Source organism: Nonomuraea sp. NPDC054003, assembly GCF_055585125.1.
Genome location: NZ_JBVJKR010000015.1, coordinates 124,016 through 149,382 on the forward strand (window position 1 = coordinate 124,016; position 25,367 = coordinate 149,382).

At 67.5% G+C, this 25,367-nt stretch carries 21 protein-coding genes; 9 read left to right on the forward strand and 12 right to left on the reverse strand.

Translation table 11 applies throughout. The features are described 5' to 3' along the window. Positions 1–19: 19 nt before the first annotated feature. Complete coding sequence (locus ACZ6YG_RS34035) at positions 20–1,342, reverse strand: extracellular catalytic domain type 1 short-chain-length polyhydroxyalkanoate depolymerase (protein ID WP_466020268.1); 1,323 nt, start codon at positions 1,340–1,342, stop codon at positions 20–22. Between the two features lie 11 nt (positions 1,343–1,353). Beyond that, positions 1,354–2,829, reverse strand: coding sequence for an endo-1,4-beta-xylanase (locus tag ACZ6YG_RS34040; protein ID WP_148035259.1), 1,476 nt, complete (start codon positions 2,827–2,829; stop codon positions 1,354–1,356). Between the two features lie 656 nt (positions 2,830–3,485). On the opposite strand from ACZ6YG_RS34040, the gene ACZ6YG_RS34045 reads away from it, so the two are divergent. Further along, positions 3,486–4,154 carry a hypothetical protein gene (locus ACZ6YG_RS34045; RefSeq protein WP_466020269.1) on the forward strand — a complete coding sequence of 223 codons (669 nt, stop codon included), beginning with the start codon at positions 3,486–3,488 and terminating at the stop codon, positions 4,152–4,154. Here the strand turns inward: ACZ6YG_RS34045 and ACZ6YG_RS34050 are convergent. Further along, entirely contained in the window at positions 4,151–6,184 is a 2,034-nt protein-coding gene (locus ACZ6YG_RS34050; protein ID WP_466020270.1) for an APC family permease, read from the reverse strand. The two genes, ACZ6YG_RS34045 and ACZ6YG_RS34050, sit on opposite strands and share 4 nt — an antisense overlap. Before the next feature lie 199 nt (positions 6,185–6,383). Between ACZ6YG_RS34050 and ACZ6YG_RS34055 the strand changes: the two genes are divergently transcribed. Continuing rightward, entirely contained in the window at positions 6,384–7,439 is a 1,056-nt protein-coding gene (locus ACZ6YG_RS34055; protein WP_466020271.1) for a PP2C family protein-serine/threonine phosphatase, read from the forward strand. A 130-nt stretch (positions 7,440–7,569) separates the two neighbouring features. Here the strand turns inward: ACZ6YG_RS34055 and ACZ6YG_RS34060 are convergent, their stop codons facing one another. Next, positions 7,570–9,009 carry an aldehyde dehydrogenase family protein gene (locus tag ACZ6YG_RS34060; RefSeq protein WP_466020272.1) on the reverse strand — a complete coding sequence of 480 codons (1,440 nt, stop codon included), beginning with the start codon at positions 9,007–9,009 and terminating at the stop codon, positions 7,570–7,572. Between the two features lie 148 nt (positions 9,010–9,157). Then, complete coding sequence (locus ACZ6YG_RS34065; RefSeq protein WP_466020273.1) at positions 9,158–10,480, reverse strand: MFS transporter; 1,323 nt, start codon at positions 10,478–10,480, stop codon at positions 9,158–9,160. A 285-nt stretch (positions 10,481–10,765) separates the two neighbouring features. On the opposite strand from ACZ6YG_RS34065, the gene ACZ6YG_RS34070 reads away from it, so the two are divergent. From ACZ6YG_RS34070 to ACZ6YG_RS34085, 4 genes are all read left to right on the forward strand, one after another. Next, a complete protein-coding gene (locus ACZ6YG_RS34070) occupies positions 10,766–11,362 on the forward strand; it encodes an amino acid synthesis family protein (RefSeq protein ID WP_466020274.1) in 597 nt (198 codons plus the stop codon). A 95-nt stretch (positions 11,363–11,457) separates the two neighbouring features. Beyond that, a complete protein-coding gene (locus tag ACZ6YG_RS34075) occupies positions 11,458–12,684 on the forward strand; it encodes a CaiB/BaiF CoA transferase family protein (protein WP_466020275.1) in 1,227 nt (408 codons plus the stop codon). A gap of 130 nt (positions 12,685–12,814) precedes the next feature. Further along, positions 12,815–13,717, forward strand: coding sequence for a LysR family transcriptional regulator (locus ACZ6YG_RS34080; RefSeq protein ID WP_466020276.1), 903 nt, complete (start codon positions 12,815–12,817; stop codon positions 13,715–13,717). A gap of 118 nt (positions 13,718–13,835) precedes the next feature. Then, positions 13,836–14,285: a rhodanese-like domain-containing protein gene (locus ACZ6YG_RS34085; protein ID WP_466020277.1), complete on the forward strand. Its 450-nt coding sequence runs from the start codon at positions 13,836–13,838 to the stop codon at positions 14,283–14,285. A 72-nt stretch (positions 14,286–14,357) separates the two neighbouring features. Here ACZ6YG_RS34085 and ACZ6YG_RS34090 read toward each other — a convergent pair whose 3' ends face one another. Further along, positions 14,358–15,728 (reverse strand): AbfB domain-containing protein, encoded by a 1,371-nt coding sequence (locus ACZ6YG_RS34090; RefSeq protein WP_466020278.1) that lies wholly within the window; start codon positions 15,726–15,728, stop codon positions 14,358–14,360. A 36-nt stretch (positions 15,729–15,764) separates the two neighbouring features. Further along, positions 15,765–17,210, reverse strand: coding sequence for an RICIN domain-containing protein (locus ACZ6YG_RS34095; protein WP_466020279.1), 1,446 nt, complete (start codon positions 17,208–17,210; stop codon positions 15,765–15,767). Between the two features lie 361 nt (positions 17,211–17,571). On the opposite strand from ACZ6YG_RS34095, the gene ACZ6YG_RS34100 reads away from it, so the two are divergent. Together ACZ6YG_RS34100 and ACZ6YG_RS34105 are read left to right on the forward strand one after the other, a co-directional pair. After that, positions 17,572–18,882: an RICIN domain-containing protein gene (locus tag ACZ6YG_RS34100; protein WP_466020280.1), complete on the forward strand. Its 1,311-nt coding sequence runs from the start codon at positions 17,572–17,574 to the stop codon at positions 18,880–18,882. Between the two features lie 33 nt (positions 18,883–18,915). After that, positions 18,916–20,412, forward strand: coding sequence for an RICIN domain-containing protein (locus ACZ6YG_RS34105; RefSeq protein WP_466020281.1), 1,497 nt, complete (start codon positions 18,916–18,918; stop codon positions 20,410–20,412). Between the two features lie 27 nt (positions 20,413–20,439). On the opposite strand, the gene ACZ6YG_RS34110 is transcribed toward ACZ6YG_RS34105, so the two are convergent. Then, complete coding sequence (locus ACZ6YG_RS34110; protein WP_261808929.1) at positions 20,440–20,817, reverse strand: EF-hand domain-containing protein; 378 nt, start codon at positions 20,815–20,817, stop codon at positions 20,440–20,442. 385 nt (positions 20,818–21,202) lie between these two features. Here ACZ6YG_RS34110 and ACZ6YG_RS34115 point away from each other — a divergent pair, with 385 nt between their 5' ends. Then, the gene (locus ACZ6YG_RS34115) at positions 21,203–21,577 is read left to right on the forward strand and encodes a YciI family protein (protein ID WP_148035268.1); all 375 of its coding nucleotides are present in this window, start codon (positions 21,203–21,205) and stop codon (positions 21,575–21,577) included. Between the two features lie 19 nt (positions 21,578–21,596). On the opposite strand, the gene ACZ6YG_RS34120 is transcribed toward ACZ6YG_RS34115, so the two are convergent. Genes ACZ6YG_RS34120 through ACZ6YG_RS34135 form a run of 4 tightly spaced genes read right to left on the reverse strand, consistent with a single transcriptional unit; the run spans position 21,597 to position 25,182 of the window. Next, the gene (locus tag ACZ6YG_RS34120) at positions 21,597–22,307 is read right to left on the reverse strand and encodes a DNA alkylation repair protein (RefSeq protein WP_466020282.1); all 711 of its coding nucleotides are present in this window, start codon (positions 22,305–22,307) and stop codon (positions 21,597–21,599) included. Further along, positions 22,304–23,860, reverse strand: coding sequence for an MFS transporter (locus tag ACZ6YG_RS34125; protein WP_466020283.1), 1,557 nt, complete (start codon positions 23,858–23,860; stop codon positions 22,304–22,306). Before ACZ6YG_RS34125 ends, ACZ6YG_RS34120 begins: the two co-directional genes overlap by 4 nt. After that, positions 23,857–24,357: a GyrI-like domain-containing protein gene (locus ACZ6YG_RS34130; protein WP_148035271.1), complete on the reverse strand. Its 501-nt coding sequence runs from the start codon at positions 24,355–24,357 to the stop codon at positions 23,857–23,859. Before ACZ6YG_RS34130 ends, ACZ6YG_RS34125 begins: the two co-directional genes overlap by 4 nt. 36 nt (positions 24,358–24,393) lie before the next feature. Then, the gene (locus tag ACZ6YG_RS34135; protein ID WP_222709222.1) at positions 24,394–25,182 is read right to left on the reverse strand and encodes an SDR family NAD(P)-dependent oxidoreductase; all 789 of its coding nucleotides are present in this window, start codon (positions 25,180–25,182) and stop codon (positions 24,394–24,396) included. Positions 25,183–25,367: the final 185 nt, after the last annotated feature.

The following is a 25,367-nucleotide window of genomic DNA, read 5'->3' on the forward strand; positions in this document are numbered from 1 at the left end:
CCGCCCAGACCCGGGTGCGTCACGCGGCGCCCAGGTCCCACCGCTGGTTGGCGCCGCCGTGGCACGAGTAGAGCTGGAGTCGGGCGCCGTTGGCCGTCCCGGCGGCGTCCAGGCACAGCCCCGACTGCACGCCGACGATCGTCCCGTCAGCGTTGACGCGCCACTTCTGGTTGGCGCCGCCCCAGCACGAGTAGAGCTGGACGCCGGCTCCGTTGCCCGTCCCGGCCGCGTCGAGGCATTTGCCGCCGAGACCCCGCAACTCCTGGGACGAGGTGAGGGCCCACCGCTGGTTGGCGCCGCCGTGGCAGTCCCACAACTGGAGCCGCGTGCCGTCGGCGGTGCTCGAGTTCGGCACGTCCACGCAGCGCCCGGAGGCGACGCCCCTGATCTGGCCGTCGCCGCCAGGGGTCGGCGTCGGCGTGGGGCCGGCGCCGTCGAGGCCGAAGAACCGGATCGCGTGCACGGCCATCCCGGGATGCGGCAGATTGTGCCCGGCTCCGCTGATGGTGTAGGCCTCGACCTGGCCGGTCCCGAAGACTCTGTGCGTCCACCCTGATTGCGGGTTCGTGGTCGAGGTGGGCGTCCGGCTCACCCCGTGCACGTCGGTCCACTGGTCGACCTCCTTCTGCAACATGCTGAAGTTCAGCACGTCGTCCGCGGTGCCGTGCCAGGCCATCAGCCGGGGCCGGGGACCGGTGTAGCCGGGGTAGGCGCCGCGGACCAGGTCGCCCCACTGCTGCGGAGTCCGGTCGCCGCAACCGGGCGGGCCGAGACAGCCGAAGGGCACACCGGCGAAGGGAGCGCCGGCCTTGAACACATCGGGATAGGTGGCGAGCAGGTTGACGGTCTCCATCGCCCCGGAGGAGAAGCCGGTGGCGAACACCTTCTCGGGGTCGCCGTTGTGGCGCTGCACGACGTAGTTGACCATCGACACGATCGACACGGGGTCGCTGCCGCCGCCGTGCCGGAGTGCTTCGTCCGACCACACGTCGAAGCAGTTCGACAGGCCGTTGGCGCTCTTGTTGGCCTGCGGGTAGATGACGACGAAGCCGTGCCGGTCGGCCAGGGACGCGAACTCCGTCTGCTGGTGGAAGTCGGTCGCCCGGCCGTTGCAGCCGTGCATCGCCACCAGGATGCCGGGACGCGCGGCCACGTTGTCAGGGACGTAGAGGTGCATCTGGATGTTGCCGGGGTTCGCCCCGAAGTCGCCGATCCTGGTCAGCGTCGCCGCACTCGCCTGGGGCGCCATGGCGACGCAACCGGCCAGGACGGTGATCACCGCGGTGACCACGGCGGCGATCACCGTCCCTGACCCGATCGGCACCTGCTGGTGCCGTCTCATGATCTGACCTCCTAGCCCCGGTTCCAGGACCACTTCTGGTTGTCGCCGCCCCAGCAGGAGTAGATCTGGAGCTGGGTCCCGTTACCGGTGCCGTTGTTCACGGCGTCGAGGCACAGATTCGACTGGACTCCGACGATGGAGCCGTCCGAGTTGACGCGCCACTTCTGGTTGTTGCCGCCCCAGCAGGAGTAGATCTGCACCCTGGCGCCGTTGCCGCTGCCGGCGGCGTCCAGGCACTTGTTGCCGTAGACGCGGATCTCCTGCGCGGACGTGTAGGACCACTGCTGGTTGGAGTTGGAGTGGCAGTCCCACAGCTGGAGCTGCGTGCCGTCGGCCGTCGAGGCGTTCGGCACGTCCACACACCGCCCGGACGCCACACCCCGGATCTGTCCCACGGTGCCGGGGGTCTGCGTGGGCGTCGTGGTCGGGTCCGGGTCGGGGTCCGGGTCCGCGTTGTTGAGCGCGTTCAGGACGGAGTTGTACGCGGCCTTCTTGTTGCCGTTGCCGTCGAAGAGCAGCGCGCTGGCGCCGGAGCCGAGCCAGGAGTCGGTGTCGCGGACGCCCCAGACCGTGACGCCGGTGCAGCGCGGCACCGCCAGGCAGTCGTTGACGACGTTGGCGTACGTGGTGGCCGAGCCGCCCTGGATGTCCAGCTCGGTGATCTGCACGTCGACGCCCAGGGCGGCGAAGCTCTGGATGGTCGTGCGGTAGTTGCTGTTGTAGGGGCTGTTGCTGTTGAAGTGCGACTGCAGGCCGACGCAGTGGATCGGTACGCCACGCTGCTTGAAGTCGCGGACCATGTTGTAGACGCCCTGCGTCTTGGCCCAGCTCCAGTTGTCGATGTTGTAGTCGTTGTAGCAGAGCTTGGCGGACGGGTCGGCGGCCGCCGCGGTGCGGAAGGCCACCTCGATCCAGTCGTTGCCGGTCCGCTGGAGGTTGGAGTCGCGCCGGCCACCGGAGTTGCCGTCGGCGTAGGCCTCGTTGACGACGTCCCAGGCGTAGATCTTGCCCCGGTAGTGCCCCATCACGCCGTTGATGTGGTCGATCATCGCCTGGCGGAGGTTGCCGCCGGAGAGCGACTGCATCCAGCCCGGCTGCTGGTTGTGCCAGGCGAGGGTGTGGCCGCGTACCCGCTTGCCGTTCTGCACCGCCCAGTTGTAGATCCGGTCGCCGGCGCTGAAGTTGAACTGCCCCCGGTTGGGTTCCGTGGCGTCGATCTTCATCTCGTTCTCGGCGGTGATCATGTCGAACTCGCGGTTCGCGATCGTCGTGTACTGCTGGTCGCCCAGCTTGCCCGCGGCGATGGCCGTGCCGAAGTACCGGCCGCTCTGCTGGGCGGCGGCGGCGAGCGTGCTCTCCGCCGCGTCCGCGGGAACCGACACCATCAGCGCCGCGCCGACGATTCCCACGGCGCCGACGGCGCCCACGATGCCGCGGAGGACACCGAAACGTTTGTACGCGGATGAAGGTAAAGCCTTCAAGCCCATGCCTGACTCCATACTGAAGTTACGGAACGAGGGATGTGCGGGAACCCCGGCGGACGACGCCGCACCCCAGGCCGGAGGCGCACACCACGATGGCGTCATGACCGGCGGCCCTGGCCGATCACCACATCAGGCAGGACCGACCGCCTCGGAGATCAGTGTGGGAACGTAACCGAAACATGTCAACGTTTCAACGAAAATTTCGGAACGCCCGACTCGGGGTGGATGCCTGACCGCGGATGCCATGGAGCCACGGACACCAGGAGCGATATCGTACGAGCACCCCGCGACGGCGGAGATGAAACTTTCACCCATCCCCGCAACTTACGGACCCGCAGACCTGCCCCGACACCCACCGGACACGTCGCGCACCAGACCACCACCCCTTGACGACACCCGGCGCGTTGTATTTACTCGCCGCCATCACCACCGGAAGACGCCGGAGTGCGAAGGAGGACCGCACCGCGTAATGTGAGCGCTAACAAAGCCTGGGCGGCACCACACGCCCAGACCATTCGGCGCCCGCCGGTCAGCCTTTCTCATGGAAGGCAGACCGGCCGGGCGAATTCGCGGCCTGACCCGAAGCCGACAGCTCAGATGTGGCACTCTGGGGTCCACCGGACTTCGAAGGAACATCTGACGGCGATGGGAATGCTCGGATGAGCCAGACTCGACAAGATGGCGACCAGGCAGACCCTTCAGGCCACTACTACGGCGATCCCGGTCAGCAGCCATCGAGAAAATGGACCAAGGAGACAGTCCTCGCGGTCCTGTCGTTAGCCCTCGCGGTGACCGTCCTGTTCTTCGGTGACGGGTGGTTCCGCGGCGAGGACGACCCACCGCCGGCGGCCGCGACCGCCAGCCCCTCGACTCACCCCTCCAGCACGGCCCCGAGCAGCTCGGCTCCGACGCCGAGCCAGACCCCGTCACCAGAACCGTCGGCAGCGCCTTCCGTCCGGTACACCGGAGTCGTGCGCCTGGGCGCCGGCGTCGACCTCGACCAGCTCCCGCCGACCATTCGCACATCCGACGAGAACGCGGACATCACTGAATCCTCGTCCTGGTTCGTGCCTTCGATCAAAGCGCACGAACAGTCCCTCGCCCCGTGGAGCGACTCCACCGCGCCCACCCGGCAGCAGTGCGTCGAGGCACTTTCGACCCAGGGCACGACGGAATGGGGCGAGTCAGGCAAGGAAGAGGTGGAGACCGGAGCGATCTTCTGCCTGCGGACCTCCGAAGGGCGCATCGCGGCGATGAAGATGAAGGACGACTCGTACCACAACATGCGGGCGACCGTGAAGGTCTGGGACCCGGCCGACTCGCTCTAGCCGCGGTCCGCTCGGGGGTCGGGTTCGCCTCGTCGTACGGCTCCCGGGGCCCGGCGGAGGGGCCGGCGGGTCAGGCGGCGGGTGAGACGGCGGGAGGACGGCAGCTGCCAGGGGACGCTGATGATCACGACCCCGGGGATGAGCATGAGCCGGCTCCTGAGCCACAGCGTGGTCCGGTTGTGCAGCAGGCTCTCCCACCATCGTCCGACGCTGTACTCGGGGATGACGACGTAGATCACGTCACGCGGGCTCTTCCGTACGAGGGAGCGGACGTAGGCCGTGATCGGGCGGGTGAGCTCGCGGTACGGCGAGTCCAGGACCTTCAGCGGGACGTTGATGCCCGAGGTGTCCCACCGCCTCAGCAGGTCCTGGGCGTCCTCGCGGTCGATGGCCACCGTGACCGCCTCCACGTGGTCGGCCCTGAGCGCACGGGCGTAGCCCAGGGCGCGCATGGTCGCCGCGTCCATCCGGGGAACCACGACCATGGTGAAGACCCGCGCGGGGGCGACGGACTCCTCGATCGGGTCGGTGACGGCGAGTTCGGTGGCGAGCACGTCGTAGTGACGGCGGATGCCCCGCATCAGCGACCACAGCAGCACGCCCGCGGCCAGCGCCAGATAGGCGCCCTCGGTGAGCTTGGTGGCCAGCACGATGATCAGGACCAGGCCGGTCGTCAGGGCCCCCACGGCGTTGATCGTCCGTGCCAGCCGCTGGTGGCGTCGCACTCCGGCGTCGGACTCGACGGCCAGCGCCCGGCCCCAGTGGCGGACCATCCCGGCCTGGGACAGGGTGAAGGAGGTGAAGACGCCCAGGATGTACAGATGGATGAGGTCGGTCACCGATGCGTGGAAGACCCACAGGAGCGCGGCTGCGATGGCCGCCAGGGCGATGATCCCGTTGGAGAAGGCGAGCCGGTCCCCGCGCATGTGCAGCTGCTCGGGCAGGTAACGATGCCGGGCCAGGAGCGAGGCGAGGAGCGGGAATCCGTTGAAGGCCGTGTTGGCGGCCAGCACCAGCACCAGCGCGGTGGCCGCCTGGACGACGAAGAACCCCACGCTGTCGTGCCCGCCGAAGACGGCGGCGGCCAGCTGGCCGATCACGGTGCGCTGGGGCAGGTCCGCGCAGTCCGGGCCGGTGCCGCTGAACTGGCAGGGGTCGGCGGCGATCCGCACCTGGCTGATCAGCGCCAGCGCCGTGATCCCGGCGAACATCGTCGCCGAGATCAGGCCCATGACGGCCAAGGTCGTGGCGGCGTTGCGGGCCTTGGGGCGGCGGAACGCCGGCACCCCGTTGGAGATCGCCTCCACTCCGGTCAGCGCCGTGCAGCCGCTGGAGAACGCCCGCAGGATCAGCACGGTCAACGTCAGGCCCGTCAGCTGCTCGTACCCCGCCTCGGGACGGAGCTCCCACCCGGCGGACTCGGCCACCGGCGCGTTCCCGGTGACCCAGCCGAACAGACCGGTCGCGCACATCACCAGCACGGCCCCGATGAACAGATACGTCGGTACGGCGAAGACGCGGCCGGACTCCCGTACCCCGCGCAGGTTCATCGTGGCGAGCACGGCGACGAGACCCACGGCCAGGCTCACCCGGTGTTCGTGCAGGCCGGGGAACGCGGAGACGATGTTGTCCACTCCCGCGGCGACCGAGACCGCCACGGTCATCACGTAGTCGACCAGCAGGGCCGCGGCCACCACCAGGCCGGCCGTCGGGCCGAGGTTGCCGGAGGCGACCGCGTACGACCCGCCGCCCCCGGGATAGGCGCGGACCACCTGCCGGTAGGACACGACCACCACGACCAGCAGGACGATCACCGCCGTGGCCACCCAGGACGTCAGATGCAGGAAGGCCAGCCCGGCGACCGAGAAGACCAGCAGGATCTCCTGGGTGGCGTAGGCCACGGACGACAGCGGATCGGACGCGAAGATCGGCAGCGCCAGCCTCTTGGGCAGCAGCCTCTCGTGCAGCTTTTCGCTGCGCAGCGCCCTGCCGACCAGCAGACGCTTCACGACTTCCGCAAAGCCGATCACGGGGAGAGCCTAGGCACGCCACCACCGAATGTCATCGCGACGTCACGAGAGGTGAGCGACTGGGATGAAAGCCTTTCCCAAGACCTGTCCATCTACCTTTTTGTCCCCGTATCGGAACATGTAGACAGAAACTGTGAGATATGGGGGAAACCCGCATCTTCGGGGGCGTCTCTCACTGCAACGGAATCACGCGCTGGCGGTGATTCCGCTGGCCATGATCGTGGTCATCACGGTCGCCGACCTGCTGTCACCCAGCGACATCCACTTCGGAGCTCTGCTGGTGGCGGCCCCGGCGATCACGGCCTCCTTCGCGGGAGCGTGGTTCACGGGGGTGATCGGGCTTCTCGCGATCACGGGCGAGATCATGATCGGCGTCCATCACAACCGCCTGGGCACCGAGAACATGCAGTCGGAGCTCATCGCCATGATCGCGGTATCGGCGTTCGTGGTGGTCTTCTGCCTCATCCGGGACCGCGAGCGGCGGGTCCTGGTGCAGGTGCGCTCGGTGGCCGAAGCCGCGCAGCGGGCTCTGTTGCGGCCACTGCCGGAGTCGCTGGGCACGCTCCGGCTGGCCTCCGTCTACCTGGCCGCCGCGGCGGAGGCCCGGGTCGGCGGTGATCTGTACGGTGCCGTACGCACCGCGAACGCCACCCGCCTGATCATCGGCGACGCCCGGGGCAAGGGCCTCACCGCCATCTCCGACGCCGCCGCTCTCGTCAGCGCCTTCCGCGAAGCCGCCCGCCGGGGCCTGTCCCTGCCGGAGCTCGTCGCCGACCTGGAGGACAGCGCCGGGTTCAATCCGTACGACTTCGCCGGGGAATGGCCGGCGGGCGAAGAGACCTTCGTGACCGCGGTCGCCCTGGACATCGCGGACGACGAACCGGTGCTCACCCTGGTGAACTGCGGTCACCCGCCGCCACTGCTGGTGCACGCCGGGGAGGTCACGCCGCTGCAGTGCGAGAATCCGGCGCCGCCGCTGGGCCTGGGTGACCTCTGCGACCACGGGTACGCCGTCTGCTCGTTCCGGTTCGACGAGGGCGATCTCCTGCTGCTCTACACCGACGGCGTCACCGAGGCGCGCGACGCCGCCGGCGTCTTCTATCCGCTGGCCGACCGGATCGGCGCCTGGACGCAGGAAGCCCCGGAAGGGCTGTTGAAACGGGTGTGCGACGACCTCCTCACCTATACCGGCGGACGTCTCGGCGATGACGCCGCCATGATCGCGATCCGCCGCATGCCGGTCGCTCTGCCGTGAGGAGGCCGTACGGCTTCAGCCCCGGGACCGTCGAGGTGGACGACCCGCACCCGGCGGGCACCGCCATCGCCCTGACCCCGCGCCGGCCGGTGCCCCTGGCCGCCACACCCGACGGCACAGCGATCACCGGTCAATGGGCGAGGTTGACATTGACCTGCTTGGTCTGGGTGAAGCCGGCGATCATGCTTTCGAGGGACACCTCACGTCCGAGGCCGCTCTGTTTGTATCCGCCGAAGGACTGCCCCATCATCTGTCCGCCGCCCTGGTTCACCTGGACCCAGCCCACCTCGAGCCGGTGCGCGACCTCCAGAGACGCGTTGACGTCGTCGCTCCAGACATAGGCAGCGAGGCCGTACGCGGAGTCGTTGGCCATGTGGATCACTTCTTCGACGTCGGTCCACGGGATGACCATGATGACGGGACCGAAGATCTCCTCCCGCGAAAGCCGGAAGGTGTTGTCGGCTCCGGAGAAGACGGTCGGGACATGAAAGTACCCCTCGGACAGCGGGCCTGTGGCCGGAGGCGTTCCTCCGATCCTGAGAGTCAGCGCCGAGTTGTCGAGTCCGGCGTCGATGTAGCCCTGGATCGAGCGGTACTGGGTCTCGTTGATGACGGCGCCGATGTCGTTGGCATCGTCGAGCGGGTCACCCACCCGGAGGTCCGCGAGGCGTGCCACCAGCCGCTCCAGGACTTCGTCGTGGACCTCACGATGCAAGAAGAGCCGGGAGCCGGCGGTGCAGCTCTGCCCTTGGCGGGTGACCCTTGAAGAAGTCAGCAGGCCGTCGATGAGCCTGTCGCTGATCGTGCCCGGGAACACGATGGAGGGATTCTTTCCTCCCAGCTCCAAGGACACCTGGGCGAGCCGTTCGGCGGAGCGCTGCGCGATCAGTCGCCCCACCTCGGTGGACCCGGTGAAGGAGACTTTGTCCACTCCAGGGTGACCTACGAGCGCCGCTCCCGCGGTGCTGCCCGAGCCGGTGATGACATTGAGAACCCCCTCCGGCAGGAACTCCTGGCAGATCTCCGCCAGCTCCAGGATCGCAAGCGGGGCATCTTCGGCCGCCTTGAGAACCATGGTGTTCCCGGCGGCGAGCGCGGCCGGCACCTTGAATCCGGCGATCAACAGGGGTGAGTTCCACGGGAGGATTCCGGCGATCACTCCCAGCGGTTCCTGCCGGGTGTACTGCAGTTGTGAGGAGCCGGCCGGCAAGGTCGTCCCTTTCACCTCGCCCGCGACCCCGCCGAAGTAGCGAAACAGGTCGACCAGGGTGCTGACCTCAGGACGGGCCTGCGTCCGGATCGCGTTGCCCGTGTCGGCCGCTGTGATCCGCGCGAGGTCTTCGCCGCGGGCTTCGATCGCATCCGCGATCTTGAGCAGTGCCCGCTGGCGCACGGTGAAGTGCTGGTCACGCCATCCAGGCCACGCCGCACGCGCAGCGGCAACGGCCAGATCGACATCCTGGGCCTTCGCCTCGGGCACCCGGGCGAGCACCTGTCCACGTCGCGCCGGCGTGCTGATCTTGCGCGACTCTCCGGTCACGCTCTCCACCCAACGGCCGCCGATCAGCATCCTCCACGATCGGGGATCGTCTGACGCCGTGGACGCTTCTCCATGCTGATTCATCGAATATCGCTTCCGCAGTGATTTCAAGGAGGGTCCGTGGCCGATCGCTCCGCGATCAGCCACGAGGGTTCCGTATGGACTTCTTCCGTGCCTTCTAGCGCGGCAGCGGGCTGGGTGCGGCGGTCACGGTGCGGCGGGTATCAGGCGCGAAAGTAGCACCCAGGAACGCAACCGCCTGCAGCACGGCGACATAAAGAATGATGTAGAGCGGCGAGCCGTCCGTCGCCACGATGAGGCCCGTCGCGACAAGGGGCGAGAGCCCGCCGACGACCGAGCCGAGTTGGTAACCCAGAGAGGCCCCGCTGTATCGGACCTGCGTTCCGAAGAGTTCGCTGAAGAATGCGGCCTGCGGCCCGTACATGGATGCGTGGACCAGAGCAAGGCCGATGATCAGGGCGAGATAGATCAGCCACGGCTCACCGGTGTCCACCAGGGCGAAGAATGGAAGGGGAAAAAGGACTGCGCAGGCGGCGCCGATGCGGAAGACGTTGCGACGGCCGAATCGATCGGACAGGATTCCGAACATCGGGATGGTGAAGAGGGCCACGAACGCCGCGATCGTCGTCCCGTTCAGCATGACGTCCCGTGAGACGCCTACCTGATCTGTTCCGTACGAAACGATGAAGGTCACGAGCACGTAGAAGAGCGTGGTCTCCTGCCGCATCGCGGCCGCCAGCAGCACATTCTTGGGGTTGCGCCGCAGCACTGTCCAGGCCGGCGACCTCAACGTGCCGTTCTCCCGGCGAAGATCCTGGAACTCGGGACTCTCGGTGACGCCCAGCCTGATCATCAGCCCGATCACGACGAGGATGCCGCTGGCCAGGAACGGGATACGCCAGCCCCACGCGGCGAAGTCCTGTTCGCTCAGCGGGGACAGGGCGAGGAATGCGGTGGAGGCCATGATGAGACCCGCCGGCACGCCCATCTGAGGAATACTCCCCGCGAGCCCGCGCCGGTGCGGACGAGAGTGCTCCACTGACATGAGCACCGCGCCGCCCCATTCGCCGCCGACCGCGACCCCCTGCATGAAGCGAAGAAGGACCAGCCCTATCGGAGCGACCACGCCGATCGTCTCGTACGTGGGCAGGAGCCCGATGAGAAAGGTGGCCACCCCCATCAGCAGGAGCGAGGCGATGAGAGCCGACTTACGGCCGATCCGGTCCCCGAAATGACTGAAGACCACTCCACCGATGGGACGGGCGATGAATCCCACGGAGAAAGCGGCGAATGCGCTGAGCGTGCCGACCACCGGGTCGAAGCTCGGAAAGAAGAGCTCGCCCAGGACCAGCGCGGCCGCGAGGCCGTAGATGAAAAAGTCGTACCACTCGATGGCTGTTCCGATGAAGCTTCCGAAGAATACTTTCCGACGCATCGCCGACGAACTTCGGACGGGAGAAGTGGATTCGATGGACGTCATGAGACCTCCTGGCAAGAGGCTGCTTCGGGCTCTCCTGGTCCTGCTGCGGAGTTCCCCGTCCTCTGCACGCAAGTTCGTTCGCCGCCACGGAAGCAGTAAATTTCAGGCAACGTTAGCAGGGCGGCAACCACGGCGTAATGAGCAGATGTGCACCGCGCGTTGCAGTGACGAACAGGCCGGCGACGCGGCGTTGCTCCGCTGCAAACCCCGGTGCAAATATCGTCATTCCGCGGAGTTCCCCGGAAAGCTAGAGTCCCCTTGACCAAGCACGGAAAGGAATGCTGAATGAGCATCGACAGGCTGATCCGTAAGATCGTTCATTTCGAGGAAGAGATCCACTCAGAGGGCGGCCGGCCGGTTTCGCCTCCCTTGCGGCGCATCGCGGTCGGCGCGGTCATCAAGAACCCCCGCCTCGCTGGAGCCCACGATGACTCCCTTGAGGAGCTGGTCCAGATCTCCGAAGAGCTGGGCGTGGAGCTGACCAGGCGGGCGCTCGACCGCCTGGGCGATCCCGCCGGCATCCGGTCATACTCGAAGGCCGTCGTCGTGGGATCCGCCGGAGACCTTGAGCATGGCGCAGCCATGATCCACTCGCGCCTCGGCATGGCCATGCGTCGGACGATCAAGCGGGGACGCGTTCTGATCCCGGGCAACGGCAAGGTGGGACCGGCCGGCACCCAGGTGGACGTGTGTTTCGGTCCCCTCGACGAGGGGTGGGATCTCGATGCGATGGACACCATGACCGTGTCCGTTCCGGACGCGCCCCGGCCCGACGAGATCCTCCTTGTCGTGGCGTACGCATCCGGCCCCAGGCCGAACGCCCGCTCCGAAGGTCCCAGCCAGGCCGACGTGGACAGGCTTCTCACCTCAGCCACTGCCTGAGAGAACGGCGTAGCCGCCGGCGATCCGCTGCTGTCTCCCACGACCTGCGGACGCCGGCGCCTGAGGAAGACCCAGTTCATCAGATCGGAGAAGAAATGCCTGTTTCCGACGTGGGCACGCCCTGGCTCACGCACGCGGGCGCGCTGGAGGGCATTCGGGTCCTCGACCTGTCTCGCATTCTGTCCGGCCCGTTCTGCACGATGATCCTCGCAGACCTCGGCGCGGACGTGATCAAAGTGGAGAGCGTCGAGGGAGGAGACGACACCCGCTCCTGGGGGCCGCCGTTCCAGGGCAAGGATGCCGCGTACTTCCACAGCGTCAATCGGAACAAGCGCGGCATCGCGGTCGATCTCAAGGATCCTCAGTGCCGGCCACTGGTCGAGAGACTGGCTGCCACAGCGGACGTCGTGGTGGAGAACTTCCGCCCCGGCGCGGCAGCCCGCCTCGGCCTTGGGTATGAGCAGGTGCGGCTGATCAACCCAGCTGTCGTGTACGTCTCGGTGTCCGGCTACGGACAGACGGGGCCCATGTCACAGGAGCCCGGGTACGACGCGATCGCCCAGGCGTTGTCCGGGGTCATGAGCGTGACCGGTGAGTCGGACGGCGCCCCGGTGCGGGTCGGTGTGTCCGGCGCCGACCTCGCCGCGGGCATGTGGGCCTGCATCGGACTGCTCGCCGCACTGCGGGCCAAGGAACGCACCGGCGAGGGGCAGTGGGTGGATGTCTCCTTGCTCGACGGTCAGATCTCCTGGCTGACCTATGTGGCCGGCGGCTATCTGGCCTCTGGAGAGGTGCCGCGCCGCTATGGATCGGCACATCCGACAATCGTCCCGTATCAGGCATTCTCCACCGCAGACGGCTACCTGATGGTGGCTGCGGGCAACGACCGTTTGTGGGGTCGTTTCGCGCGTGCCGTCGGGCTCGACGAACTCACGGAAGATCCGCGGTTCGTGTCCAACGCAGACCGGGTGCGCAACCGTGACGAGTTGATCCCGATCATCGCCGCGGCGCTCGGCCGACGGTCCGCGCGGGAATGGGGACAGGTGCTGGCAGATGCCGGTGTGCCGGCCGGTCCGATCAACACGGTCGACCAGGCGCTCGCGCACCCCCAGGTGCGGGCGCGGAACATGATCGGTGAGGTCGAACATCCCAGTGCGGGCACCATCACGACGATCGCGTCGCCCCTGAAGCTCTCCGCTACCGCGACGACCATCCGTACGGCCCCACCAGAGCACGGTCAGCACACGGACGAGGTGCTCGGTGCGATGGGCATCGACGCGACCGGTCTGGCCGAACTCCGGGACAGAGGAGCCGTGCGTTAGGTCGGCTGAGCCGTGCCTGTCCTCCCACGTCAGCCGGGGCGCCATTCCGCCGGATGGAGCCTTGACGCCGACAGCGGCACCGGGCAAGGTTGCCGTACCACGCGCCCGGCGCTGCTCCACCAGGATGAGGATGGGATCTTCGCTCGAATTGCTCCCATGGGATGACCTCCAGTACTTCCTCGAGCTGGCACGCCGGCAGACGCTCGCCAAGGCCGCTCGCCGGCTGGGTGTCTCTCACACGACTGTGCTGCGTCGAGTCGCTTCTCTGGAAAAGCGGCTCGACCGGAAGTTGTTCGATCGGTCACATGCCGGCTTCAGCCTGACGGCCGCAGGACATGAACTGCTGCTACGCGCCGAGGAGATAGAGGCGCTCGCGGACGGCATCTTCAGCCCGGTCGGCGAACGGGGCCGGGTGGCCGGCACCGTGCGACTCGCTGTGGTCGAAGGCTTGGCCGGCAAGGTTCTGGCTCCGCTGTTGACGGCTTTCCACCGCGCCTACCCTGACATCAGGCTTGAAGTCATCACCGTGATGCAGCTGGCCAACCTTTCCCGACGGGAAGCAGACATCTCCATAAGCCTGGCGAAGCCGCACGGCAACAAGCTGCATACACACATGCTGGCGACCTGCGGGGTGCATCTGTACGCGGCGCCTCAGTACCTGGACGCTGCCGGAACGCCTCGCACCCTCGCGGACCTGGACGGGCATGCCTTCATCGACTACATCGGCGACATGGTCGAGGTCCAGGCACTCCGCTGGCTGGCGGACATCACCCATCCCAACGCCGTGGTGTTCAGGAGCACCAGTCCACTCGTGCAACTGTCCGCGGTCCGGAGCGGACTGGGCATCGGCATGTTCCCGCGGTATCTGGTGCGAGACGACAAGGATCTGGTACGCCTGCTGTCAGGCGAAGTCCATGCTCATAGAGAGTTCTGGATCGCGATCCCGCAGGAGTTTCTCCGGATTCCGCGCATGCATGCGGTGTACCAGTTCTTCCGAGATTTCATTGCCAACGAGTTGGCCGACCCGTCTTGACCTCGGTGTAGGCGAGCGGGTCGGCTTCTCATGGGACCTTGTTGATCGTTAGGGTGGCGGCGGGTTCGACTGCCCGTCCGTTCGCGCCGACCGAGGAGCTTCGATAGACATCGACGAGGTGCTGGCTCAGGCCCGTACGGGGCTGCACCGCCTGAGCCCGCCCGAGGCATGGTCGGCGGCGGGCCGGGCCGACAGTTTCATCGTCGACACCCGGCCCGCTTTCCAGCGCTGCGCGGGAGAGGTCCCGGGCGCCATCGTCATCGAGCGCAACCAGCTGGAGTGGCGGCTGGACCCCCGGTGCGAGGCCCGCATTCCCGAGGCCGAACACGCCCGCATCCAGTGGATCATCCTGTGCGACGAGGGATACTCCTCCAGCCTCGCCGCCCGCTCGCTCCAGGACCTCGGCCTCCACCGCAGCACCGACGTGATCGGCGGCTTCCAGGCATGGCACGCCGCGGGGATGCCGATCGTCCTCCGCGAGCCGCCGACGCCTCCCCGGCGCCCGGGCGAAGGCCCGTCGGCCATGGAGACGGCCGCCGTCGAGAAGGCCCTGCCGCAAGGCGCCTGACAGATCCTCGACGGATCCCCATCGGCGCTGACCGAGGGCCGGACTCCCCGGCGGGACTCCGGCCCTCAGGTCTCAGCCGGTGACGCGGAAGGTGGCGTCGGCCCTGGCGGTCGTGGTGCTGACCGGGTCGATCCTGAGCAGGTAGTCGGCGTGCCGCAGGTAGCGGTCCGGGAAGTTGTACGACTGGAACGACGCCGCCGACGAGTCGGCCAGCCCGCTCACCCGCCGGAACGTCGCGTCGGCCCGGAACGTCGCGCTGCCGTCGTTCCGCGCCAGCACGAGGTCGTAGTCGTAGTGCCGCAGGTAGTAGCCGGGCAGGTTCGCCGCCTCGAACGACACGTACGCGCCGCCCGTGTCGGCCAGCCCCGGCACCATCCGCCACTGCGCGTCCGCCGCCGGGCTCACGTTCGGGTCGATCCGTACGTCGTAGTCGGCATGCCGTACGTACCGGTCCGGGAAGTTGTACGACTGCAGCCGATTCGCGGCGATGGTCGGGGTGCCGACCCCGGCGCTCGTCTGCGTCACCCGGCGGATCGTGCCGTCGGCGTTGTAGGACAGGTACTCGAGCGCGATCGACCGCTTGTAGTCGCCACCGCCGGCGCGGGCGTTGCGGTGGTAGGCGATGTACCACTGGCCGTTGTACTCGGCCATCGAATGGTGGTTGGTGTTGACGTTGACGCCTTCGAGGATGACGCCCCGGTAGGTGAACGGGCCCAGCGGGCTGCTCGCCGTGGCGTAGGCGATCTGACCCGGCCAGCCCGTGGAGTACGAGTAGTAGTAGACGCCGTTCCTCTTGTGCATGAAGCCGGCCTCGGCGAAGCCGCTGCCGCCGCTGATCGTCACGTTCTGGATCGCGCCCGTGGTGGAGATCATGTCCGAATTCAGGCGGACCACCTTCGGCGCGCGGGCGCCGCCGAAGTACAGGTACGCCTGCCCGTTGTCGTCCACGAACACCGCCGGGTCGATGGGCTCCTCACCGGTGTTGGCGTCCCGCCCCTTCTCGATCAGCGGGGTGCCGCGGGGGTCGCTGAACCCGCCGGTGGGCGACGTGCTCCTGGCCACGCCGATCGTGGTCCGGTCAGTCGGCAGGTACAGGTAGTAGTACCCGTTGCGCTGGGTCGCCGAGGGCGCCCACGCGTACCGCGTCGCCCACCCGAACCCGCCGACCGAGAACGGCGCGCCGTGGTCGGTCCAGTTCACCAGGTCGGCCGACGAGTACACCCGCCAGGCGTTCGAGTCCCAGTACGTGCCGCTGTTGCTCTCGTCGTCCGTGGTGTAGACGTACACGCGGTTGTTGTAGACGTGCATCGACGCATCGGCGGCGAACCGGTTCACGATCGGGTTCGACGCCTGGGCAGGCGCGGCGGGTCCGGCGACCAACGTGGCCGCCACCAGTGAACACACCGCGAGCAGGTGCGCCGCGGCGAGTGGGAGTCTTCTCATGGCATGGCTTCCTGGTCATGTCGCTACGGCCGAGGATCAGGATTGGGTACGGGACCACTGCTGGTTGGTGCCGCTGCCGCACGCGTACTGCTGGATGTCGGCGCCGTCAGCCGTGGACGCGTTGACGACGTCCAGGCACTTGCCGCTGTGACGGGCCCTGAGCTGGAAGTAGCTGCCGGTGGCCACCCACTGCCACTGCTGGTTGGAGCCACCGCCGCAGGTGTACTGGATGATGTTGGCCCCGTCGGCGGTCGAAGCGCTGGCCACGTCCAGGCACTTGCCGCTGTTCTGGTTGACCAGCCGGTGATAGCCGCCGCCGATGTCCTGGAACTGCCATTTCTGGTTCCCGCCGCCGTTCCACGGATACTGCTTCACCTCGGCGTTGTTCGCCGTCGACGAGCTGACGACGTCCATCACCTTTCCGCTGGCGCGCCCGGTGATCCGGTAGTACGGGGAGGTGCCGCCGCCGGAGACGACGCCGGTGGCGGCGTCGATGGTGATCTGGGGATACCAGGTCAGGCTCATACTGGTGGCGGACGGGAACGTGATCGGCAGCCAGACGTACTGGGAATCGTTCACCGGCCCGCCCCAGGCCCCGGCCCAGCGATCCCCCATGTACAGGTAGCTGGTGGTCGACGAGCCCTGGATCGGCAGCACGTACGTCGGCTGGGAGCTGAACGTCGTGCCGTCGCCGACGTTGGTCCACCCGGTCCATGGACCGGAGATGCTCGACGCGGTCGCGTATCGCGCCTGGTTCGGACTCCACCCGGTCGCCCCTGAGGTCAGCAGGAAATAGACGCTTCCTCGTTTGAACATGGCCGGGGCTTCCCGGTGGGCGTCGTTCCAGAAATTGCCCACCAGCGTGCTGACGTTCAGATAGTCCGTCGTGAGCCGGTAGATGTGCAGGTCGTAGTTCTCGTCCGCGGCCGAGATCATGTAGGCGGTGCCGTTGTCGTTGAAGAGCGTGATGTCCCTCGACATGTGCCCGAGCGGACGGAAGCTGCCGTGGTAGGTGTACGCGCCGTCCACGGTGGCGGAGGAGGCGACGGCGGCGCGGGCCTCGCTGTAGTTTGAGCCGTTCTCCTTGTGCATCCACATGACGAATCTGCCGGTGGAGCTGTTGTAGATGACCTTCGGCCGCTCGATGTTCGCGACGTTGAGCTCGGGGTGCGACGACTGGGTGAGGACGTCGTTGCGGAACTCCCAGTTCCGCAGGTCCGTGGACCTGTAGACCGAGACCGCCCGGAAGGTGTTGTCGGGATTGCGGTTCTCCCCGAACCAGTAGTAGTAGCCGCCTTCCCGCAGCACGCCGCCGCCATGGGCGTGCAGCGCGTTGCCGCTGGTGTCCAGGAACTGGGTGCCGTTGGTGATGGTCACCGGAGCCGCGCCGGCCGGGGCCGCGGTCGCGGCATGGCCGACGACGGCACCGGCGAGCAGGAGGATGGCCGTGAGCGAGCGGCGTAAGCTCACGAGTCGGTTCATGCTGATCACTTCCCTCTGTTCCGGCGGTTGGCGTGGCGACCGGGTGTTCCACGGGGCACGATGTTTGCGTTAACATCACCACCGGCCCGAGGGTCACATGCATGTTTACGGCGTGTTTTCCCACATGGAAAAGGCTGACAGCCCGGTTGTCAATACCTCGCCACGAGACGATTCCGCCTGCGGTCAACCGCCACGAATGAACGGGGTATTGACCGGCTCGACATGAGCGAACACACTGATGTAACGCCGACGTAACGACCGCACCCCCGCGCACGCTTGGCGCACCGACCACCATTCGACGCCTTCGTGAATGGATCAGCATGATGTTAGCGCTAACAATTCATGGCGAGGGAATTCACTCGTGAACAGACGACTGAAGGTCAGACGCTGGTTGGCCCGGCTCTGCCTCGTGGCGCTCACCGCCGCCGCCGCCGGGGCGTCGGTCGCCTCACCCGCACAGGCCGCGCCCGGCTACGTCTACACCACGTTCAAGGGAGACGCCGCCGCCGACCAGGAGCTCTGGGTCTACTCGTCGGCCAACGGCACGAACTTCGGCGTGCTGGCCGACACGAACTACCGCGGCCCGTCCGGCGTGCTGCGCGACCCCAGCATCATCCAGCACAACGGGCTCTACTACATCGCCCACACCGTCGAGTCGTGGACCACGAACTCCACCCACTTCAACATCGCCTCCAGCCCCGACCTGGTCAACTGGACCCACGTGACCAGCGTCAGCTCCGGCGTCGCCAACACGCGCTTCACCTGGGCGCCCGAGTTCTACGTCGAGGGCGGCACCGTCCGGATCATCGTGAGCATCGCCCAGACGACGTGCTCCAACTGTTTCCGTCCGTACATCTTCACCGCCCAGAACGCGTCGCTCACCTCCTGGAGCGGACCGGCGCAGATGGGTGGTCTCGGCTACAACTACATCGACACGTACGTGGTGAAGTCGGGTAGCACCTACCACGCCTTCACCAAGAACGAGACCTCCAAGTACATCGAGCACTGGACCAGCACGAGTCTCACCAGCGGGTGGAGCAACCAGGGCCAGTTGTGGAGCTCGGGCTACGAGGGACCGGCCGTGTTGCGGATGAGCGACGGCTCCTGGCGCATCTGGATCGACAAGTACACCAACGGCGGCATCTGGACGGCCACCAGCTCGAACCTGAACTCCTGGTCGGGCCTGAGCCAGATCACCTGCCCCGGTTGCCGCCACGGCACGATCCTGCCGGTGGCCGACGTGCCCGCCCCCGCACCGGTCCACCGCGTGACCAACCGCAACAGCGGCAAGGTGATGGACGTCGTGTCGGCCTCCACCGCGAACAACGCCGAGATCAAACAGTGGACCTGGAACGGCGGCGGCAACCAGAAATGGGAGTTTCAGGACGCCGGCGGCGGCTACTTCCGCGTCGTCAACCAGAACAGCGGCAAGTGCCTGGACGTGGCCGGCGCTTCGACCGCCGACGGGGCCAACGTCATCCAGTACACCTGTGGCGGCGGCACCAACCAGCAATGGCAGTGGCAGGCCACCGGGAGCTACTTCCGGATCGTCGCACGGCACAGCGGCAAGTGCCTCGACGTCGTCGGCTCCGGCACCGGCGACGGCGCCGACATCCAGCAGTACGCCTGCGGCAGCGGCACCAACCAGCAGTGGAGCCGCACCCAGGTCTGACCCAGGAATTCAGATCCAGTGATTGGGCATGCCATGAGACTGATCAGCTGCTTATCCTCGGGAAACACCCGGTCGTCACGCCGGTCGCTGATCGCCCTCGTGGTGACGGCGCTCACCGCGGCGGCGAGCCTCGTCGTCACCGCGTCGCCGGCCGCTGCCGCCACCAGCCAGTTCAGGGGCATGAACTGGGCCGTGCTGGGCGACAACTTCAGCACCGGCACGCTCGTCCTGCACGGCCTGAGCCAGTCCGACAGCAACGCGACAGTACGGGCGAAAGCCAACGCCCTCTACGACGACATGGCCTCCACCATGGGCGTCAACACCGTCCGGCTGCCCATCAACACCCACACCGTGGCCAACACGACCTGGTGGAACGCCTACCGCGGCGCCATCGACGCCGCCACTGCCCGTGGATTCAAGGTCATCCTCGCGTACTGGGAGGACGGCGCCGCCTCCGGTGGCAGAATCACCGACCTCGCCGCGTGGAACACGATGTGGTCCAGCGTGACCAACACGTACGGCTCGAACGGCAACGTCTACTTCGAGCCGATGAACGAGCCGCACGGCTACACCTCGGCGGAGTGGCGCGACGTCGCGGCGAACTGGCTCGGCTACCACACCTCGGCGGTGCCCGGCCGGGTACTCATCGGCGGCACCGGCTACAGCCAGGACCTGCGGGACGTCTGCAACGACAGCCGCTTCAACGCGACGCTGCTGTCCTTCCACCACTACGCCTTCTTCTACAGCGCGATGACCTACGACGCCTTCCGCGGCCACATCCAGACGCGTCTGGGCAACTGCGCCTCCCGCGCGGTCGCGACCGAGTTCGGCGCGCCGATGGCCACCGGCCTCGACTACGGCGACGCGAACAGCACCGACAACTTCGTGCGCCACATCCGCGCCATGGCCCAGGTCATGCGGGACAACCAGATGGGCGGCACCTACTGGCCCGCCCTCGGCGGCAAACCGACCGGAACCAGCGGCTACGACCACTACTCGATGTACGGCCTGACCGGCAGCGGCACCGATCTCGGCCTGACCGTCCGCAACCCCTCCGGCGCCGACCGGATCCGGTACGCCTGGGGCGACGCCGTCGGCCCCACTCCCCCGCCGACGTACTACCGGATCGACGTGCGCCACAGCGGCAAGGCCATGGACGTCCAGCAGCCGAACACCGACAACGGCGCGCGCGTCGGCCAGTACACGTACGGCGGCAACGCCTGGCAGCAGTGGCAGTTCCAGGACGCCGGCAGCGGCTACTGGCGCGTCGTCAGCCGCCACAGCGGAAAATGCCTCGACGTGGTGAGCGCGTCGACCGCCGACGGCGCCGAACTCATCCAGTACACCTGTGGCACCGGCACCAACCAGCAGTTCCAGATGGTCGCCAACGGCAGCTACTTCCAGCTCCGGGCACGACACAGTGGCAAATGCGTGGACGTACCGGCCGCGTCGACCGCGGACGGCGTGATCCTCAAGCAGTATCCCTGCAACACCGGCACCAACCAGCAGTGGTCACGCACCACCGTCTGACGATCGCTCGAGACCTGTTCCTAGGAATCAGGCCGCGGGGGGTATCCCGAAGACGTGGCTTCCGGGCGCCGCAGGGTCGTCGCCCACCCAGAACTCTCTCCAGTGGCGGACGAACTCCGTACGGGAGACGGTGCCGTCACCATCGGCGTCGAGTCGGACGAACACGTCGGTGGTGTCGGTGGGGCTGCCGTTCCACGCCTCGATCATGCGTTGGTACTCGGCCGGCGAGATCCGGCCGTCGCCGTCCTCGTCGATGGCCTCGAACATGGCCTCGGCGGTGGCGTCCACGGCGTCCGGCGTCCGGCCGAGCAGATCCACCACGGTGAGGACGTCGTCGAGCGTGACCGACTCGGGGTCGCGGGAGCGCTCGGCGAGCGTTCCCCACCAGCCATGCATGATCGCCATGAGGTGCTCCTCATCACCGGCCGCGCGGATGGACGCCCAACGCCCCGCTAGGGCATCGAAATCGCTCTCGCGCAGCACGCCGTCACCGTCGACGTCCATCGCACCGAAAACGAGTCGCACCTTGCCCCGCTGAAATGTGCTCGCCATGCCCCGATCGTCCCCGGCCTCACGCCGGGCAACTCCTGTCGCGAGGGTTCCCTCCCCTTCTCCATACGGTGACGGAATCCTCGCTATGAGTAACCGGCTGAACATGAATATCTCACTGGTGTCCGATGAAGAGCGCACTACACAACCCTCGGATGAAGCGGCAATCTGAGGCAGGAGCTAGACGCCCCGACGAACTTCGACATGAAAGAAAACGGCCTGCCGAGCTGAGAGAAGATCGATGAGATTCATGATCATTCGCCGGGCCGGGGCAGACACCGAGGCGGGCTTTCCACCCGGCCGCGAGTTCGCCGCCAGACTGCGGGTCTATGACGAGACCCTGATCAGGGCCGGAGTGCTTCTGACCGCCGGGAGGCTGCGTCCAGAGAGCCTGGTGGCGCAGATCGCGCGTCACGGTGGCGAGGCCGTCGTGACTGCCCGGCCATCGCTCGACACTGAATGGATCGCCGGATTCTGGCTGATCCAAGCAAAGGACAGAGCGGAGGCCGTCGAGTGGGCTCGCCGTGTTCCTGTGCCGGGCCGGCGAGTGGGCGTCGGGGTAGAAGTATGGCAGTGCGCATCGAGGCCCTGGCGTGACTCGCCGGAATGCCTCTGATGCGCACTGAGCACGAAGCCTATTGAGACCCGGCAGATCGTTTCGCCGCTCCCATGTAATGCGCTCTGAGGTCGCTGCCGAGGTGTTCGACGGCGTAACGCAGGGCGGTGCGGGGCATCGTGGCGGCGTGCCGGTCAAGGAAGGCGAGCAGGCGCGCAGGCTCCCGCTTGCCGGCCTCGCGGATCCATCCGCCGTAGGCCTTCTGCACCAGATCAACAGGATCATCGGCCAGGATCTCGGCGATGCCGAAGGTGTCGCCGAGATCGTCGTGCCGGATGAAGTAGAAGGTGGCGACAATGGCGGTGCGCCGCTCCCACCACTGCGGGGAACGGGCCAGCGTATACAAAGGGGCACGCGACTTGTCGTACAGATAGCCTCCGACGACATGGGGCGCGGCCAGGTCCACCAGGTCCCAGGTGTTGATGCGGTCGTGGCGGCCCATATAGAGGTCGTACAGCTGCGCGCGACGCGACTGGGGCGTGCGCTTGCGGCGGGCCTGCTTGTCCATGATGCTGCACGCGCCGACCCTGACCTCGTGCACGTCGCTTTCGAGGAGATTGGCGATCTCGTCCGGAGGCATGTCGATGAACTCTCTGGCGAGAGCGAAGACGTCGCGCATACGGACACCGAGCACGGCGCCCTGCTCTGAGATACGAACACGGCGCCCTTCCGGCACTGGCAGGGCCGTCAATCGCTCGGTGAAGACGTCACTGGTGGGGAGGGCTGTCATGTCGTTCTTCCTACCCTCTCCTGGGCGGCAGGCGGTCCGAAGGGTGGGATGCGCCGCAGGGTCGTCAACGCCAGCACCGCGATGCCGGCGAATGCCAGCGCACACACCGCCGCTGTGACGTTGAGGCCGGAGGCGAACGCGTCGCGTGCCGAGCTGATCAGTGCGTCGCCGATGCCGGTCGGCTGTCGCTGTGCCACGGCCACCGCCTCGGCCATGGTCTCGGCGGCCGCTCTGCCCGGCGCCGTGTTCGCCAGCGCCGGGGGAACCTCGACCGCCGATGTGTAGATCGCTGCCCCGAGGCTGCCCAGGACGGCGATGCCGAGGGCCACGCCGAGTTCCCCGCTCATGGACTGCATGGCCGAGGCGGAGCCGGCCCTCTCCGGCGGCGCGGCAGGGACCACGAGACGTCCGGCCAGCGGACCGACCGGGCTGACGCCGACGTAGACCACGGTGAATCCCAGCAACAGGATCGCCGGCCCGCCGCCGGGTGTCACTTGCGTCAGGACGACCATGCCTGCGGAGGCGATCGCCGCTCCGGCCGCCACCACGTGGGCGGGACGTACCCGCTGCGCGATCCCCTGGCTGACGAAGATTCCGATGACGAGGCCGAAGGTCGGCACCAGCATCCACAGGCCGGCCGCCAGCGGACTCAGTCCTTCCACCGACAGCAGATACTGGGCCACGAAGAAGCCGCTCCCGCTCTGCAAGGCGCCGACCAGCAGGGAGATCAGCAGCGCGCCTCTCACCTCCATGATCCGGAAGAGCCCGAGGTCCAGCATCGGGTGCGCCAGCCGGCCCTGGCGCACCACGAACACGACACCCGCGAGGGCCCCTGCCAGCGTGAGCGCGACCGGACCGGGCGACCAGCCGGATTGAGCCAGCTCCTTGAGCCCGTAGACCAGCGGCAGAACCGCCACCAGGGACAGCACCACACTCACTGGGTCCACGCCGGGCGCGCCCGGGTCCCGGCTCTCCGGCAGCAGCCGGGGACCCGTGACGACCAGCAGCAGCATCACCGGCACCGCGACGAGGAAGGCCGCACCCCACCAGAATGCCTGCAGCAGCGCTCCTCCTACGAGGGGTCCCAGGGCGACCCCCGCCGTCAGGGCCGACGCCCACACCGAGATGGCGACGCCCAGTTGTCGAGGGTCGCGGAACATGCCGATGATGAGCGCGAGGGTCGAGGGCATGATCGTGGCGCCGGCGACCCCCAGGAGAGCGCGCGCGGCGATGAGCACCTCCGTCGAGGGGGCGTACGCCGCGAGTGCCGACAGCGCGCCGAACGCGGTCGCCCCGAGCAGCAGCAGCCGGCGACGGCCGATCCGGTCCCCCACGCTGCCCATGGTGATGAGGAAGCCCGCGATGAGGAAACCGTAGATGTCGGTGATCCACAACTGCTCGGTCGCGCCGGCACCCAGATCCACGGTGATCTGAGGCACGGCCAGGAACAGCACGCTGATGTCCAGCATGGTCAACATCGTGGGCAGACACAGGACGGCCAGCGCGAGCCATTCCCGGCGGCCCGCCGTGGACCTGGCGATCATGTCTGTCATGCGCTGTTGAGGGGTTGGACGAGCTGAGTGCGCCATGTGGACGGGGCCGGCCACGCCGCGGGATCAGGGCGGTGAGCGAGGTCGATCCAGGTGTAGATCTCCCACGCGCCGCCCTCCGGCTTGTACGGTGCGGTCCGCGTCCACGCCTGCAGCCGGTCGTAGGCGCCGCCCAGCCGGTCGTGCGCGCCGAGATGCCAGGTGGTGACGGCCGGCCCGCCGGGAAGCTCGCCCATGGCGACTTCTCCTCGGCTCGCGGCCACACCCTGCACCGGAACACCGACCTCGACGTCGGTCTCGACGTCGCCGAAGGCGTGATAGCGCACGTACGGCGGCCCGGCCGGGCGCACGCCGTGCTCGCCGAGGTGAGCCCACAGCGCCGCCAGGATTTCTGCCTGGGTCCGGGGCAGCTCGGCGACCGGGACCGTGCGACGCACGCTGATGACGGGCTGCGGGGCGACGGTTTCGAAGGCGACGGTCTCGTCGTGTCCGTGGTTCATCGTTCTCATCTCTGCTCGAGTGCCTGGCTGGAAGGGTCAGCTGGGGAAGATGCCGCTGGTGGCGTTGACGAAGGCGCCGGTGATCGCGCCGGCCCGGTCGGAGACCAGAAAGGCGGCCGTCTCGGCGACATCCGCCAGCCGTGGAGCGCGGCCCAGCATGCTCAGCCCACTGATCACCCGGTCGATGTCCTCGGCTGACATGCCGGAGGCCCGCCGCGTGGGATTGTGCTCGAGGAATCGCGGGGCGAAGCTCTCGGGCAGGCCCGCCGTCCACAGGCCCAGCACTCGCACCCCGCGCGGGCCCACCTCGGCGGCGAGATTGCGGATGAAGGTGTCGGTGGCGGCGTCGGCCGGGCCGCTGGCCCCCAGCATCGGGCTGCCGTGAGCCGAGCCGCTGTTCAGTGTCAGAATCACGCCATCGCCCTGGTCGGCCATCACCCGCGCGGCGGCCCGGGCGGTGACGAACGCCGCCGTCAGACCTGCGGTGATGGGCCGGACGAAGTCGTCGGTCGCCATGTCGATCAGTGGAATGCCCTGCACATCGCCACGCGAGACCAAGTTCACCGACACATCGACCGAACCGGCCAGCGTTCGCACCTCCTGTACGTGCTCGTTCACCGATCGCTCGTCCAGCGCGTCCAGCACGGCTACGTGAGCGCTGCCGCCCGCGGCCTCCACTTCGGCCGCCGTACGCTCAAGCGGCTTCCGGGTCCGTCCCACCAGGAACACCCGCGCGCCCTCCCGGGCGAAGGTCAGAGCGAATGCGTTGCCGATCGGCCCGCTGCCGCCGTAGATGACGATGTTCTTTTTCGCCAGCAACATCATCGATCCTTTCAGTGATTTCAGGTGTACCGATGTGAGCTTCCCCCGGCAGCAGGTAAGGAGGTAAGTGCGCTGATCACCAGCCCTTGATGAATACGTCACGGAGGCGCCTGTGAGTCAATCAAAAGGTGATGCAATTCGCCTGGCAGCGAGGCGCTAAAATCAACGTGTCAATACTGAAGTCACCC

What these genes read in the sequence shown, in the direction of transcription:
- ACZ6YG_RS34125 (WP_466020283.1), bottom strand. Translation starts at nt 23,860, where the DNA reads ATGACAGACATGATCGCCAGGTCCACGGCGGGCCGCCGGGAATGGCTC.
- ACZ6YG_RS34135 (WP_222709222.1), bottom strand. Translation starts at nt 25,182, where the DNA reads ATGATGTTGCTGGCGAAAAAGAACATCGTCATCTACGGCGGCAGCGGG.
- ACZ6YG_RS34110 (WP_261808929.1), bottom strand. Translation starts at nt 20,817, where the DNA reads ATGGCGATCATGCATGGCTGGTGGGGAACGCTCGCCGAGCGCTCCCGC.
- ACZ6YG_RS34120 (WP_466020282.1), bottom strand. Translation starts at nt 22,307, where the DNA reads ATGACAGCCCTCCCCACCAGTGACGTCTTCACCGAGCGATTGACGGCC.
- ACZ6YG_RS34115 (WP_148035268.1), top strand. Translation starts at nt 21,203, where the DNA reads ATGAGATTCATGATCATTCGCCGGGCCGGGGCAGACACCGAGGCGGGC.
- ACZ6YG_RS34090 (WP_466020278.1), bottom strand. Translation starts at nt 15,728, where the DNA reads ATGAGAAGACTCCCACTCGCCGCGGCGCACCTGCTCGCGGTGTGTTCA.
- ACZ6YG_RS34065 (WP_466020273.1), bottom strand. Translation starts at nt 10,480, where the DNA reads ATGACGTCCATCGAATCCACTTCTCCCGTCCGAAGTTCGTCGGCGATG.
- ACZ6YG_RS34130 (WP_148035271.1), bottom strand. Translation starts at nt 24,357, where the DNA reads ATGAACCACGGACACGACGAGACCGTCGCCTTCGAAACCGTCGCCCCG.
- ACZ6YG_RS34075 (WP_466020275.1), top strand. Translation starts at nt 11,458, where the DNA reads ATGCCTGTTTCCGACGTGGGCACGCCCTGGCTCACGCACGCGGGCGCG.
- ACZ6YG_RS34080 (WP_466020276.1), top strand. Translation starts at nt 12,815, where the DNA reads ATGGGATCTTCGCTCGAATTGCTCCCATGGGATGACCTCCAGTACTTC.
- ACZ6YG_RS34070 (WP_466020274.1), top strand. Translation starts at nt 10,766, where the DNA reads ATGAGCATCGACAGGCTGATCCGTAAGATCGTTCATTTCGAGGAAGAG.
- ACZ6YG_RS34040 (WP_148035259.1), bottom strand. Translation starts at nt 2,829, where the DNA reads ATGGGCTTGAAGGCTTTACCTTCATCCGCGTACAAACGTTTCGGTGTC.
- ACZ6YG_RS34035 (WP_466020268.1), bottom strand. Translation starts at nt 1,342, where the DNA reads ATGAGACGGCACCAGCAGGTGCCGATCGGGTCAGGGACGGTGATCGCC.
- ACZ6YG_RS34105 (WP_466020281.1), top strand. Translation starts at nt 18,916, where the DNA reads ATGAGACTGATCAGCTGCTTATCCTCGGGAAACACCCGGTCGTCACGC.
- ACZ6YG_RS34045 (WP_466020269.1), top strand. Translation starts at nt 3,486, where the DNA reads ATGAGCCAGACTCGACAAGATGGCGACCAGGCAGACCCTTCAGGCCAC.
- ACZ6YG_RS34095 (WP_466020279.1), bottom strand. Translation starts at nt 17,210, where the DNA reads ATGAACCGACTCGTGAGCTTACGCCGCTCGCTCACGGCCATCCTCCTG.
- ACZ6YG_RS34060 (WP_466020272.1), bottom strand. Translation starts at nt 9,009, where the DNA reads ATGCTGATCGGCGGCCGTTGGGTGGAGAGCGTGACCGGAGAGTCGCGC.